Origin of the sequence: Stappia stellulata DSM 5886, assembly GCF_000423705.1 — a bacterium.
GTDB lineage: Bacteria > Pseudomonadota > Alphaproteobacteria > Rhizobiales > Stappiaceae > Stappia > Stappia stellulata.
In genome coordinates, this window is sequence record NZ_AUIM01000004.1 from 816,269 (window position 1) to 830,454 (window position 14,186).

12 protein-coding genes are annotated in these 14,186 nt (G+C 64.4%); 6 read left to right on the top strand and 6 right to left on the bottom strand.

The window, feature by feature from the left end; translation table 11 throughout:
- Positions 1-26: 26 nt before the first annotated feature.
- The gene (locus G572_RS0103980; protein ID WP_029057369.1) at positions 27-1,520 is read right to left on the bottom strand and encodes a leucyl aminopeptidase; all 1,494 of its coding nucleotides are present in this window, start codon (positions 1,518-1,520) and stop codon (positions 27-29) included.
- Between the two features lie 335 nt (positions 1,521-1,855).
- On the opposite strand from G572_RS0103980, the gene lptF reads away from it, so the two are divergent.
- From lptF to rsmA, 6 genes are all read left to right on the top strand, one after another.
- Positions 1,856-3,043: an LPS export ABC transporter permease LptF gene (lptF, locus tag G572_RS0103985; RefSeq protein WP_029057370.1), complete on the top strand. Its 1,188-nt coding sequence runs from the start codon at positions 1,856-1,858 to the stop codon at positions 3,041-3,043.
- 1 nt (position 3,044) lies between these two features.
- Complete coding sequence (gene lptG, locus G572_RS0103990) at positions 3,045-4,148, top strand: LPS export ABC transporter permease LptG (protein ID WP_051241561.1); 1,104 nt, start codon at positions 3,045-3,047, stop codon at positions 4,146-4,148.
- Positions 4,148-6,562 (top strand): LPS-assembly protein LptD, encoded by a 2,415-nt coding sequence (locus G572_RS0103995; protein ID WP_029057372.1) that lies wholly within the window; start codon positions 4,148-4,150, stop codon positions 6,560-6,562. Before lptG ends, G572_RS0103995 begins: the two co-directional genes overlap by 1 nt.
- A gap of 187 nt (positions 6,563-6,749) precedes the next feature.
- The gene (locus G572_RS0104000; protein ID WP_169391282.1) at positions 6,750-7,676 is read left to right on the top strand and encodes a SurA N-terminal domain-containing protein; all 927 of its coding nucleotides are present in this window, start codon (positions 6,750-6,752) and stop codon (positions 7,674-7,676) included.
- An 8-nt stretch (positions 7,677-7,684) separates the two neighbouring features.
- On the top strand, positions 7,685-8,704 hold the full coding sequence (gene pdxA / locus G572_RS0104005) for a 4-hydroxythreonine-4-phosphate dehydrogenase PdxA (protein ID WP_029057374.1): 1,020 nt from the start codon (positions 7,685-7,687) through the stop codon (positions 8,702-8,704).
- A complete protein-coding gene (gene rsmA / locus G572_RS0104010) occupies positions 8,701-9,537 on the top strand; it encodes a 16S rRNA (adenine(1518)-N(6)/adenine(1519)-N(6))-dimethyltransferase RsmA (RefSeq protein WP_029057375.1) in 837 nt (278 codons plus the stop codon). The genes pdxA and rsmA overlap by 4 nt, the downstream gene beginning before the upstream one ends.
- A gap of 9 nt (positions 9,538-9,546) precedes the next feature.
- Here rsmA and gmk read toward each other — a convergent pair whose 3' ends face one another.
- The 5 genes from gmk to G572_RS0104035 form a co-directional block, all read right to left on the bottom strand.
- A complete protein-coding gene (gene gmk, locus G572_RS0104015) occupies positions 9,547-10,239 on the bottom strand; it encodes a guanylate kinase (RefSeq protein WP_029057376.1) in 693 nt (230 codons plus the stop codon).
- Positions 10,240-10,245: 6 nt separating this feature from the next.
- Positions 10,246-11,121: a YicC/YloC family endoribonuclease gene (locus G572_RS0104020; RefSeq protein WP_029057377.1), complete on the bottom strand. Its 876-nt coding sequence runs from the start codon at positions 11,119-11,121 to the stop codon at positions 10,246-10,248.
- A 122-nt stretch (positions 11,122-11,243) separates the two neighbouring features.
- Positions 11,244-12,437: an endolytic transglycosylase MltG gene (mltG, locus tag G572_RS22400; RefSeq protein WP_051241563.1), complete on the bottom strand. Its 1,194-nt coding sequence runs from the start codon at positions 12,435-12,437 to the stop codon at positions 11,244-11,246.
- Positions 12,438-12,550: 113 nt separating this feature from the next.
- Positions 12,551-13,816: a beta-ketoacyl-ACP synthase II gene (gene fabF / locus G572_RS0104030; RefSeq protein WP_029057378.1), complete on the bottom strand. Its 1,266-nt coding sequence runs from the start codon at positions 13,814-13,816 to the stop codon at positions 12,551-12,553.
- A 64-nt stretch (positions 13,817-13,880) separates the two neighbouring features.
- The gene (locus tag G572_RS0104035) at positions 13,881-14,117 is read right to left on the bottom strand and encodes an acyl carrier protein (protein WP_029057379.1); all 237 of its coding nucleotides are present in this window, start codon (positions 14,115-14,117) and stop codon (positions 13,881-13,883) included.
- Positions 14,118-14,186: the final 69 nt, after the last annotated feature.

Sequence of the window (14,186 nt, forward strand, 5' to 3'; positions counted from 1 at the left end):
AAAACGTCCCGCCGCCAGATATCCGCCTATTTCTCGTAGTGCATGCTGACCAGACGGTCGAGCAGCCGGACGCCGAAACCGGAGGCCCAGCCCTTGCTGATCTCCGTCTTCGGGCTGCTCATCGCGGTTCCCGCAACATCGATATGCACCCACGGCACATCGTTGACGAATCGCTGCAGGAACTGCGCCGCCGTGATCGAGCCGGCAGTGCGCCCGCCGGTGTTCTTCATGTCGGCGTTGGGCGTGTCGATCAGCTTGTCGTATTCCTTCGAGAGCGGCAGCCGCCAGACCTTCTCGTCGGTCGCCTCCCCGGCCTCCGACAAACGCCCGACGAGTTCGTCGTTGTTGGAGAAGACGCCGGCATGCTGGTTGCCGAGCGCCACGATGATCGCGCCAGTCAGTGTCGCCAGGTTGATCATGAAGGCCGGCTTGAAGCGGTCCTGCGTGTACCAGAGCGCGTCGGCCAGCACGAGACGGCCTTCCGCGTCGGTATTGATGACCTCGATGGTTGCCCCCGACATGGCGGTGACGATGTCGCCGGGCCGCTGGGCCCGTCCGTCGGGCATGTTTTCCACCAGACCGATCACGCCAATGACATTGGCCTTGGCCTTGCGCGCGGCAAGCGCATGCATCAGGCCGGTCACGGCGGCCGCTCCGCCCATGTCGCCCTTCATGTCCTCCATGCCGCCGGCCGGCTTGATCGAAATGCCGCCGGTATCGAAGACGACGCCCTTGCCGACGAAGGCGACAGGCTGGTCGTCCTTCTTTCCGCCGTTCCAGCGCATGATCACGAGACGCGGCGGATATTCAGAGCCCTGGGCAACACCGAGAAGCGAAAACATCTTGAGCTTCTTCATCGCCTTTTCGTCGAGAATCTCGACCTCGACGCCGAGCTTGGAAAGCTCCTCGGCGCGCTTGGCGAACTCCAGCGTGGTGAGCACATTGGCCGGCTCGTTGACGAGATCGCGGGCGAGCAGCGTGCCGTCGCTGATCGCATCGGCCGTGTCCCAGGCCTTCTTCGCGGCCTTGGTGTCGGCAACGCCGATCGTGAGTTTCTTGGTCTTTGCCGACGTGTCGTCGCCGGACGTCGACTTGTAACGGTCGAAGCTGTAGGCGCGAAGCTTGGCCCCCATCGCGAAAGCCGCAGCCGCTTCGGGCGAAGCCTCGCCGCCCGGCACATCGATCAGCACGTCGGCCGCCTCGGAACTGGAAAGCGCGCCCATGACGACGCCGCCGAGCGTCATCCAGGCGCTTTCCCCTAGGTCCGCGGCCGCGGAGGCCTTGCCCAGTCCAACGACAAGGAGACGATCAAGGTCGAGCCCGGACGGCGCGATGAGATCGAGCACCGTGTTGACCTTGCCGGAAAACCCGCCGGTTGCGGCGGCGCGTTGCAACAGGCCGTCAACGCCGGATAGCACGTCCGTCGCGGTTTGGCCGAGATGAAGCGCATCGTCGGCAAAAACGACGAGGGTGCCCTTTGACGGGGCGGAAAGCTTGGAGAACGAAATTTTCGGAAGCAAGACGAAACCTCTTGGTTACACGATGCATGAAGGCGCCCAGCACCAGACACCAGGTCCGAGACAGGCCCGAGCGCACAGGAATCCTCTCGATTCGGTCGCGCGCGGATCGCGTCCGACCGGCCGAGGGTTGACGTTACAATGGTGCCAGTTTCGGCCCACGGCAAGCGCGAGCGGGGGTAAGATGTCGTTAACCCTTTTTCTTCTCGGAGTATTTACCTAAACTGTCGCTTAATCGACAAGATGGCCTTCCCGGCGGTGGCACGCACGACGTGTGCCGTTCCAGCCATGAGATCCACCGGCACCCTTGCCTGGCGACGACATTCAACACGGACCTGATGACAACCTTCGAGCGCTATGTTTTGCGACGCCTCTCGGCGGCTTTCGCCCTGACCCTCGCCGCGCTTGCCGGCGTTGTGTGGGCAACGCAGGCCTTGCGTCAGCTCGATCTGGTCACCTCCAAGGGGCAGACCATCGTCCAGTTCGTCGGCATGACCTTGCTGGCGATGCCGTTCCTGCTGCTTGCAATCGCCCCCTTCGCACTCCTGATTGCGCTGATCGTGGTGCTCAACACGCTGTCCAACGACAGCGAACTGATCGTCATCAACGCCTCGGGAGCGTCCCGCACCGTTTTGATGCGCCCGGTGGTGATCTTTGCCATTTTCGTCAGCCTGTTCTGCGCCACGCTCTCCCTCTCGCTTGCGCCGCTCGGTCTCAGTGCCCTGCGCGACGAAATCACGCGGGTGCGGGTCGATCTCGTTGCCAACATCGTGCGCCCCGGACGTTTCATCGGCATCGAGGACGGTCTCACCTTCCACATCCGCAACCGCAGCGGTGACGGTCAGCTCGACGGCCTGTTGATGCACGACGACCGGGCCGACGACATCGTCTTCACCTACGAGGCTGCGCGCGGGCGCATCGTCGAGGCCGCCGGCCGTACCTTGCTGGTGATGCAGGACGGCACCATCCAGCGGCGCACGCGGGCGACCGGCTCGATCTCGATCGTGCGCTTCCAGTCTTACGCCTTCGACCTGTCGAACATGGTCCCCACGGGCCGCACCTCCGTCTACAAGGCCAGCGAACGCTCGCTCATGGACCTGATTGCGCCAGCCGCCGACGATGATTACGCCCGCGACAACCGCGCCAGGCTCGTCGCGGAGCTGCACGACCGACTGAGCCAGCCGCTCTACCCCCTCGCCTTTGCGCTGATCGTGTTCGTCTTCGCCGGACAACCGAAAACCACCCGCCAGAACCGCAACGTCGCGACGCTTACCGCGCTCACCCTGGCGATTTTGCTAAGAAGTGCCGGCTTTGGCGTGCTGACCCTGGTGCCGGACATGCCTTCGGCGCGATTTGCGCTCTATGCGGTTCCCCTTCTCGCGATCGCACTCAGCTGCTGGGCAATCGCCGCCGAACGCAAACCGGCGTGGTTCCAGCGCATCGCAGGGACCCTCGAGCTTGTCCTGGAACGCGCGGAAGCCCGTTTCCAGAAGCTGCGCGGCCGCCATCCCAACGAGGTGGCCTGAGATGGAACGCGGTCTGGTTGGACATACGCTCGCCGTCTATTTCTCGCGCAAGTTCCTGGGCGCCATTCTCGGGCTGTTCGTGCTCGCGGCCGTGCTGATCTTCCTCTTCGACGTCCTGGAACTGCTCCGCCGCAGCTCCGGCCAGGACGGGGCGACGCTGGCGCGCATCGGCCTGATTTCGCTTCTGCGCGTGCCGCAACTGATGGAACAGGTGCTGCCGTTTACCGTCTTGTTCGGCGCCATCGCCGCCTTTCTGGCGCTCAGCCGCAAGCTGGAACTCGTCGTTGCGCGCGCCGCCGGGGTGTCCGTCTGGCAATTCACCGCGCCGGCGCTTCTCGTCGGCATCGGCCTCGGCATCGCGGCGGTGACACTGTACAATCCGCTGGCCGTGGTCTTGCGCACGCAATCCGACGAGATCGCCTCCGGGCTCTTCAGCAGCGAGCAGAACTTCCTGCTCCAGACCACCGGGGAAATCTGGCTGCGACAGGACGGTACGGACGGCGAATCGGTGCTTCACGCCAAACAGACGCTGGATGGCGGCACGCGGCTGCTTGGCGTCACCCTGTTCACCTTCGACCGTTCCGCCCGTTTTTCCGAACGCGTCGAGGCGCGCCAGGCCCTGCTTGAAGACAAGCGCTGGCGTTTGAGCGATGCGACGGTCTATTCCACCACCGGCGACCCGAGCACGCACACCACCTATTATGTCTCCACCTATCTGACCCCGACGGAGGTGCGCGAAAGCATCGCCGCCCCGGAATCCATCGGTTTTTGGGACCTGCCCCGTGTGATCGAATTGTCACAGCGCGCAGGTCTTCCCGCCTACCGGTATTCCTTGCAGTATCAGACACTTCTCGCACGTCCGGCGCTTCTCGCCGCGATGATCCTGATTGCGGCCTGCGTTTCGCTCAGGGTTTCACGAATGGGGGGCGTCGGCAGACTGATTCTGGGTGGAATCCTTGCCGGGTTCGTGCTTTACGTTCTCTCGGAACTGGGAAAGGATCTGGGAGGCGCGGGAATCGTGCCCCCGGTCGTTGCCGCTTGGGCGCCAGGAGTGTTTGGAGTTCTGATGGGGTTTACGATCCTCTTGCATCTGGAGGACGGCTGATGGCCGTTGCCGTTCCTTCGCAGACGGTTCGTAGCACCCGTGCAGCCGCTGCCGGGCGACAGGCGTCTGGCGCGCAGGGTTTGCGCGGCCTCGCGCTTGCCGGCGTCAGCGCCCTTGCGCTCTCGCTTTCCCCCGGCCTGCTCGCCACCCCCGCGCTTGCCCAGGACAGCGTTCTCAACGCGCTCGGAACCCAGGTGGATCCGGACGAACCGCTTTTGCTGGAAGCGACGGAGCTGCGCTACGATTTCGACAGGGACAAGATTTCCGCAGTCGGCGACGTGCAGATCTACTATGGCGGCAACACCGTCGAGGCGGAGCGTGTCGTGTTCGACCGGCGCCAGAACCGACTGCGCGCGGAAGGAAACGTCCGCCTCACGGAGCCCAACGGAAATGTCCTGCGGGCTGCATCGATGGAGCTTTCGGAAGATCTGCGCGACGGGTTCGCATCGGCGCTGCAGCTCGACACGCCACAGCGCACGCGCTTCATCGCGGACGGCGCCCGGCGCGAGAACGGCAACAAAACGACTTTCGACAACGGCATCTACACCGTCTACACCAAGCCGACGAACCCACCCGGCAAACCGCCCCTGTGGCGGGTGCGCGCGGCCACCATCATCCACGACGAAACGGAACGGACCATCGAGTTCCAGGATGCGTCGCTGGAATTCTTCGGCCGCTCGCTCGTTTATCTGCCCTATTTTTCGATGGCGGATCCCACCGTCAAGCGCAAGACAGGCCTGCTGTCTCCGACCCTGGTGGTCGGCGACCGCGTCGGGGTTGGCGCCACGATTCCCTATTACTTCGCGCTCGACCCGACCTACGATCTCCTGCTTTCGGCGACCCCGCTGTCCAAGCAGGGCCTGCTCGCGCAGGCGGAATGGCGCCAGCGCCTGATCGACGGCAGCTATTCCATCAACGTGGGCGGTCTCATCCAGGCCCAGCCGGGGGAATATTCGAACTCGAGCGGCAACCGACGGTTTCGCGGCGTGATCGCGACCGAAGGCGAGTTCGACATCAACCAGCGCTGGAAATGGGGCTGGGACGTTTCCTACCGCAGCGACCGCGCGTTTCTGAACGACTACAAGTTCGCCGATTTCGGCAACGCCAGCGACATTTCGCAGATCTATCTGACCGGCCAGAGCGAGCGCAACCGCTTCGACCTCAGGAGCTACGCCTTCCGCATTTCGCAGGAAGACTACAGCGCAGACCCGAAGTTCGATGCGCCAGGCTACCTTCCCGTCGGAAGCCGGCTGCAGGACAAACAGCCCTTCGTTCATCCGGTGCTCGACTACAATTACATCTTCGAGGATCCGATCGCGGGTGGCGAGCTTTCGCTGACGGGCAACCTGACCAGCCTGACGCGCGACAAGACGGACGCGATCCAGATCGGCGGTACGAAACGCTTTCGCGGCGTCGAGGGCACGTTCACCCGCACAAGCCTGCGCGCTGACTGGCGCACGACCGTGATCGACCCGCTCGGCCAGGTGTTCACGCCCTTCGCCTATGTGAAGGGCGACCTCTTCTTCCTCGCCTCGCAGGACAAGACGGTCGGCGCGCTGACGGACGAATCCGTTGTCGGGCGGATCATGCCGGCCGTCGGCATCGACTACCGCTTTCCGATTCTCGCCACCTTCGACGGCGGCAACCAGATCTTCGAACCGGTTGCGCAGCTGATCGTGCGCCCGAACGAGGGTCGCATCGGCGAACTTCCCAACGAGGACGCGCAAAGCATCGTCTTCGACTCCACCACGCTGTTCGAATACGACAAATTCTCCGGCTTCGACCGCAGCGAAGGCGGCACCCGCGCCAACATCGGGTTGAAGTACAGCCTGCAGTTCGACAACAACTTCAACATCAGCGCCCTCTTCGGCCGGTCGTTCCAGCTGGCGGGCACCAACTCGTTCAAGACGGCGGACATTCTCGACGCCACCCGCTCGTCGGGGCTTGCGAGCAACCAGAGCGACTACGTCAGCAGCCTGTATTTCGACAGCCGCCAGGGCTTCCGCATCGGCGCGCAGGCGCGGTTCGATCACGAGAATTTCGCCGTGCGCCGCGGCCAGGTCGAAGCCTCCGGCATTTACGGCCCCGTGACGGGCAACCTTGCCTATGCCTATCTCTCGGCACAGCCGAACATCGGCATCCCGACCGCCCGCGAGGAGGTCATCGGTTCTGCGAGCCTGCGGCTGCAGGAAAACTGGCGGGTCTTCGGATCCGTGCGCTACGATCTGCAAAGCAACAACATGGTTCGCGACAGCGTCGGCTTCGGCTACGACGACGAGGGGTTCTCCGTGTCCTTTGCCTATTCGGAAGACCGCAGCCGCAACAACGGCCAGACCACGGACCGGCTGTTCTTCCTGCGGTTCGGCCTGCGCACGCTTGGCGACACGCAATTCTCCACCAACGGCAACAACTGATGCGTGGAACGGTTTCAGGCTGTTCGCATCCGGAATTTGGCCTTTTTCCGGTGCAACGACACGCAGCGTTGTAAGATATGGCCTACCGAAGACAGACCCGGACGGTCACAGTTGACACGACCGGGATCGCTGCCGGACCATCGCCGTTGACGCAGGGGCGAGCCGGCAAGGCGAAAAGGGGAAGGGAATGACTGTGAGGCGCTGGTTTTTCGCAGCCGTCGGTCTGTTGCTTGCGGCAGGTCTGACGATGGACCCGCTCGCTGCGCAAACCTCCATCAAGGTGGTGGTGAACAGCAAGCCGATCACATCCTACGACATCAAGCAGCGCGCGGGACTGTTGCGGTTGACGACAGGTCGCGGGGGGGCGGCCGCGCGACGTTCGGCGATGGAAGAACTGATCGACGAACAGTTGAAGATGCAGGAAGCAGAGCGCGCCGGCATTCGTGTGTCCCAGGCCGAGGTCGATGACGCCTATGCCACCCTTGCCCGCCGCGTGAAACTCTCGCCGAAACAGCTTGGCCAGGCGTTGCGTCAGGCGGGCGTGCGCCCGGAAACGCTCCGCGACCGTCTGGAGGCCGAAATCGGCTGGGGTCAGATCCTGCGTGCTCGCTTTCGCCAGGAGGTTCGCATCGCCGAATCCGACGTTCTGGCCGCTCTGCGCAAGAAGGACGACGAGGAAACCGACAAGAGCATGGAATACAGGCTCCAGTCGGTGATTTTCGTCATTCCCTCAAAATCCTCCTCGTCTTTCAAGAACCAGCGCCGCCGGGATGCCGAGGCCTTTCGGCGCGCCTTCAATTCCTGCGACCAGTCAGAAGCCCTGGCGCAGAAGTACCGCGAGGTCGTGGTGCGCCCGGCTCAGCTCAGGCTGGAAACGGAACTGCCCGACGATTTGCAACAGCTTGTCGAGAAAACGCCTGCCGGCAAGGCAACGGCGCCGCAGAGCACGCCGAACGGCCTTGAGGTTTTCGCGGTTTGCGAAAAGCGGGAAATCGAAAGCAATGCCGCCGCCCGCATGGAAGTGGAAGAGGACCTGCGCGCCAAGGAAGGCCAGCAGCTGAGCCGCCGCTATCTGCGCGAGTTGCGCAGCCGCGCGATCATCGACTACCGCTGATGAACGCCATGCGCAGCAGCGTCCTGCCCCTCGCCGTCACCATGGGCGACCCGGGCGGGGTCGGGCCGGACGTGACCCTCAAAGCCTATAGCGAGCGGGTCGCGCGCGACCTGCCGCCCTTCTACGTCCTCGCCGACCCGGCGCTGCTGGCAGCGCGCGCCGAGCGCATGGGCCTCAAGATCAAGTTGCGCAAGACCACCGTCGAAGCGGCGCTGGAGACCTTTCCGAACGCCTTGCCGGTCGTTCCCCTCCCCGCATCGGTGGAGGACCGGCCCGGCATCGCCGACAGCGCCAATGCCGAAGCGGTGCTCACCTCGATCCGCATGGCCGTCGCCGACGCGCTGGCGGGCCGCGCGGGTGCGGTGGTGACCAACCCGATCAACAAGAAGGCGCTTTACGACGCGGGCTTTGACCATCCGGGACATACGGAATACCTCGGCGCACTCGCCCGCGAAGCCGGCCACGACACCCTGCGCCCCGTGATGCTTCTGGCCGGACCGGACCTTCTGGCGGTTCCCGTGACCATTCATATCCCGCTGAGCGCGGTTCCCGCAGCGCTGACGACACAGTCGATCGTCGAGACCGCCCGGATCGTGAACGCCGACCTCATGTCGCGCTTTCGCATCGAGGCGCCGCGTCTGGCCGTTGCCGGGCTCAATCCGCATGCGGGCGAAAACGGATCCATCGGGCGGGAAGATACCGACATCATCGAACCCGCAATCGCGCAATTGCGGGCCGAGGGAATTGACGCGCGCGGGCCGCTTCCCGCCGACACGATGTTCCACGAAGAGGCGCGGTCGACCTACGACTGCGCGCTTGCGATGTACCACGATCAGGCCCTCATCCCGGCCAAGACGCTCGCCTTCCACGATGCGGTGAACGCGACCCTTGGGCTTCCCTTCGTGCGCACGTCGCCAGATCACGGGACGGCGCTGGAAATCGCCGGCTCCGGCACCGCGCGCGCCGACAGTTTCGCCGCCGCGGTCCGGCTTGCCGCCGTCATGGCCGACCCCGGCCTGGTGGAATGAGCCAGATCGACACGCTGCCGCCGCTGCGCGACGTCATTCGCACGCATGACCTGCAGGCGCGCAAGTCGCTCGGGCAGAATTTCCTGCTCGACCTCAATCTGACACTGCGGATCGCGCGCACCGCCGGCGATCTTTCGCAAGCCACCGTGCTGGAAGTGGGACCGGGCCCGGGAGGCCTGACGCGCGCCCTTCTTGTCGCCGGTGCCAGGCGCGTTGTCGCGGTGGAAAAGGACACGCGCTGCCTCCCGGCGCTGGAGGAGGTCGCGGCGCATTATCCCGGGCGGCTAGACATTCGAAACGCCGACGCGCTGACGCTTCGCCTTTCCGAGATCGCCGACGACGGCCCGCTGAAGATCGTGGCCAATCTCCCCTACAATGTCGGGACCCAGCTGTTGCTTGGCTGGGTGGCTCAGGAAACATGGCCGCCGGCCTGGCAGTCGCTCACGCTGATGTTTCAAAAGGAAGTGGCCGAACGCATCGTCGCAGCGCCGGGCTCCAAGGCCTATGGGCGCCTCGGCGTTCTCGTCGGTTGGCGCTGCCATGCGGAAATTGCCTTCGATGTGGGGCCCAAGGCCTTCACACCGCCGCCGAAGGTCACCTCGGCGATTGTCCACCTGACCCCGCGCGCAACACCGCTTCCCTGTGACCTGAAGGCGCTGGAACGCGTGACCGCCGCCGCCTTCGGCCAGCGCCGCAAGATGCTGAGGGCGAGCCTCAAGGCCCTTGACGGCGACGCTCTGAGCCGCCTCGAGGCGGCCGGGATCGAGCCGACCCGCCGGGCCGAAGAGCTCGATATCGCGGAGTTCGTGAAGCTGGCGCAAGCCTTCGCGTGAGCGTGTCGCTCAGGCGCCGTCCGTCTCGCGGCGCAGGTCCTCGACCATTCCCTCGATGAAGGTGCCGATGGCAGGACAACGCTCCCGGCGAAGCCGCTCCGCGCGCAGAATCGACCGCGCACCGTCATAGGCGCGCTGCAGGTCTTCGTTGACGATGACGTAATCGTATTCGCACCAGTGTTTCATTTCGCCGACGGCGGTCTTCAAACGGCGCTGGATGACATCGGGCGTATCCTCCGCGCGCCGGTGCAGACGTGATTTCATCTCTGCAATCGAGGGCGGAAGAATAAAGACCGACACGACATCCGGCCGGACGGCCTCATAAAGCTGGAACGTTCCCTGAATGTCTATGTCGAAGAGAACGTCCTGCCCCTGGGACAGGGCCTCCTCGACCGGATCGCTCGGCGTGCCGTAATAATTGCCGTGAACCTCCGCCCACTCCAGAAGCTCGTTGCGATCACGCATCTGCTCGAAACGCTCGCGCGAGATGAAATGATAGTGCACGCCATCGATTTCACTCGACCGGCGAGGGCGGGTCGTGACGGAGATGGACAGCTTGAGGTTGCTCTCCTGCTCCAGGAGCTGGCGTGCGATGGTGGACTTGCCCGCGCCCGAGGGCGACGACAACACCAGCATCAGCCCGCGCCGTTGCGCCTCAGCCTCGTCGGCGGTGACCACCGTTCCGGTTTCCGCTTCGCTCATTCGCCCCTACTCCAGATTCTGTATCTGCTCGCGCATCTGGTCGATCACCGTCTTGAGCTCAAGACCGATGGCGGTCAATTCCGTTCCATTCGATTTGGAACACAGCGTATTGGCCTCGCGGTTGAACTCCTGCGCCAGAAAGTCCAGTCGCCGCCCAACGGCACCGCCCCCGTCAAGGAGTGCGAGAGCCGCCTCGACATGGGCCTGAAGCCGGTCCAGTTCCTCGCGAATGTCCGCCTTGGTCGCCAACAGCACCGCCTCCTGGTGCAACCGCTCGGCGTCGAGGGGCGCGCTCGTGCCGAGAAGCGCCTCGACCTGCGTGGCGAGCCGCGCGCGAATGGCCTCCGGGTGCCGGGACGGCGCGGCTTCCGCGGCCTGGGTCAGGCGGGCGATGTCGCGCAACTGTCCGCGCAGCACCGCCTCGATCGCGGCGCCCTCGCTGCGACGCATGCCGACAAGTGCCGCAAGCGCATCCGCGAGGCTGGCCTGGAGCGCGCAAATCAGTTGCTCACGCTCGGCCGGATCCTCCTCGGGCTCTTTCCACTCGATGATGCCGCGCTGCGCGAGAATGCCCTCAAGCGCGACGGGAGCCGCGTCGGGCACACGCCTGTGCACGATCTCGAGCGCGGCAAGAAAGGCATCGAGCGCCGCTTCGTTGATCTGGGGAACGGCCTCGCCCTGTGCCCGCTGAAAACTCAGGCCGACGGTGACATTGCCACGCGACACCGCCTCGGCGACCGTTTCGCGGCAATGGCTTTCAAGGCCTTCAAGTCCCGACGGCAGGCGCAGGCGGACGTCGAGCCCCTTGCCATTGACCGAGCGCAACTCCCAGGTCCAGCGCGCGCCGCCCTCACCTGCGTCGACGCGCCCAAAACCGGTCATGCTGGACAGAGCGCCCGCGCGATTGCACCCGCCCGCTTCGGCCTCTGCTGATGTCGTCTTGCCCATTGGCGTGCCCCGCTTGCGCCTTTTCCGGAACACGGCGGCGCCGTTCCGGCCCCTGTCTAGCCGTCGTTGCCGCTTTCGCCGCCGGAGGCTTCGCCCGAGGAATTCTCGCGTTCCTGCTGGCGGCGCGTCCGTTCAATCTCGCGCCACTTGACCACATTGCGCTGATGCTGCTCGTAGGTTTCCGCAAAGACGTGACCGCCGGTGCCGTCCGCCACGAAGAACAGATCCTTCGTCCGCGACGGATTGGCCACCGCCTCCATCGCCGCGCGACCCGGATTTCCGATCGGACCCGGCGGCAGGCCGTCGATCTGATAGGTATTGTAGGGATTGCGCGCGTCGAGCTGAGACCGGGTGATGCCGGACCGATCGCGGTTCCAGGCGTCGCCGCCGTAGAGACCGTAAAGAATGGTCGGATCCGATTGCAGCCGCATGCCGCGCCGCAAACGGTTGACGAAGACACCGGCGACCCGGGGCCGCTCATCGGCCCGCGCCGTTTCTTTTTCCACCACGGAAGCAAGGATCACCAGCTCCTCCGGGGTCTCGACCGGCAAACCTTCGATCCGGCGGTCCCAGATTTCGGCGAGTGCCTTTTGTTGGGCCTCCCGCATCTGGCTGATGACCTGCGCCCGCGTGGCGCCGCGCGTGAAGGTATAGGTCTCCGGCAACAGCGAGCCCTCGGGCGGAATCTCGTCGAGCTTTCCGGTCAGGACCTCATGCTCGCGCACGCGCTCGACGATCTGCTGGCTGGTCCAGCCCTCCGGCACGGTGACCATATGGTAGACGGCCTTGCCGCTGACCAGGTCTTCCATGACGTCCTGCATCGAGCTTCCCGCGGCGAAGGCATATTCGCCCGCCTTCAGCTTTCCGGCGTTCTTGTAGGCACGCACACCGGCCCAGAAGAGATAGGCGTTCTCGATGACGCCCTGATTCTCCAGCGTGTCGGCGATCTGCTGCAGGCTCGATCCGGATGAAATGATCACCGTCTTTTCGCTGGCTGCGGGACCGGGCGCCTCGAATTCGGCCTTGCCCCAGTACAGCAGGCCGCCGGCGGCGATCACGCCGAGAACGGCGAGCGACAACAGGAAGTTGATGACGATGACAATCGGGTTTCGCACATGGCGCGAGCGGGCGGGCGGCTGCGGCGCCGGCTCGGGCTGGATGGCCTCGCGCGGGCTCTTCGGGTTCGGCCGGTAAACCGGCGTTTCACCCTCGCTGCCAGTGTCGGAATCGTCTGTCGGCTTGTCGCTCATAACCCATCCGGTCAGTTTGATCGAAGGAATGGGTTCGCCACATGCCGTGAAAATATGGCCAAACCGCGAAGCCCGTTCATGCTGTCAGTCAGCCGGCGCCCGGGGCGCCGGCCTCAGGCCGCAACCTTGCGGAAGACGAGAGACGCATTTGTCCCGCCAAACCCGAAGGAATTGGACAGGGCCGTGTCCACCGTCATGCGTTTGGCCGTATTCGGGACCAGATCGATTTCGGTCGCAACCGACGGATTCTCGAGATTGATCGTCGGCGGCACGATGTTGTCGCGCATCGCCAGAAGCGAGAAGATCGCCTCGATCGCACCGGCGGCGCCCAGAAGGTGCCCGGTGGAGGATTTCGTCGAGGACATCGTGAGCCGCGACGCGGCATCGCCGGCCAGCCGCTGGACGGCGCCAAGCTCGATCTCGTCACCCAGCGGCGTCGAGGTGCCATGGGCGTTGACGTAATCGACCTCGCCGAGCGTCATGCCCGCGCGCTTGAGTGCGGCCTGCATGCAGCGATAGGCGCCATCGCCGTCCGACGACGGTGCGGTGATGTGATACGCATCGCCGGAAAGACCGTAACCGACCACTTCGCCATAGATCTTGGCGCCGCGGGCCTTGGCACGCTCATATTCCTCGAGCACCACCACGCCGGCGCCCTCGCCCATGACGAAGCCGTCGCGGTCCTTGTCATAGGGACGCGACGCGCCCTGGGCATTTTCATTGAAACCAGTGGAAAGCGCGCGCGCGGCAGCGAAGCCGGCAAGCGAGATCCGGCAGACGGGGGATTCCGTCCCGCCGGCCACCATCATGTCGGCATCGTCCAGCGCGATCAGACGGGCAGCGTCGCCAATGGCGTGCGAGCCGGTCGAACAAGCGGTGACAACCGCATGATTCGGTCCCTTGAGACCGTGACGAATGGAAACGTAACCGCCGGCGAGGTTGATCAGCCGGCCGGGAATGAAGAAGGGCGACACGCGGCGCGGGCCCTTGTCGCGCAGGACATGCGACGTTGTCTCTATTCCCTGAAGTCCGCCGATACCGGAGCCGATCAGAACGCCGGAGCGGACCTGCTCTTCGTAGGTCTTGGGCGCCCAGCCGCAATCGCGGATCGCCTGTTCGGCGGCCGCCATCGCGAAGACGATGAAATCGTCGACCTTGCGCTGTTCCTTGGGGTCCATCCAGTCGTCTGGATTGAATGTCCCGTTCGAACCGTCGCCGCGCGGGATCTGACAGGCAATCTTGCAGGCGAGATCCTCGACTTCGAAATGGTCGACGCGGGAGGCCCCGCTTTCGCCGTTCAGAATCCGAGTCCAGCTTTCCTCGACACCACACGCCATCGGCGAGACCATGCCAAGGCCAGTAACGACAACTCGCCTCATTTCATACCCGTATGTAGGCGCGCCGGAGGGACGATGTCCCATCCGGCGCGGCATTCAAATTCGATTAGCTGGCGGCCTTTTCCAGGAACTTGACAGCGTCCCCGACCGTCAGGATCGTCTCGGCCGCATCGTCCGGAATCTCGACACCGAACTCTTCCTCGAAAGCCATGACCAGCTCAACCGTGTCCAGGCTGTCGGCGCCCAGATCGTCGATGAAGCTCGCCTCCAGGGTGACTTTGTCGGCATCGACGCCGAGATGTTCGATGACGATCTTCTTTACCCGATCCGCGATGTCGCTCATTTTGATTCCTCGATTGCTTCCAACAGTAGTTCGCTTGATTTAGCGCTCAGCGCCGTACCTCGTACCCGA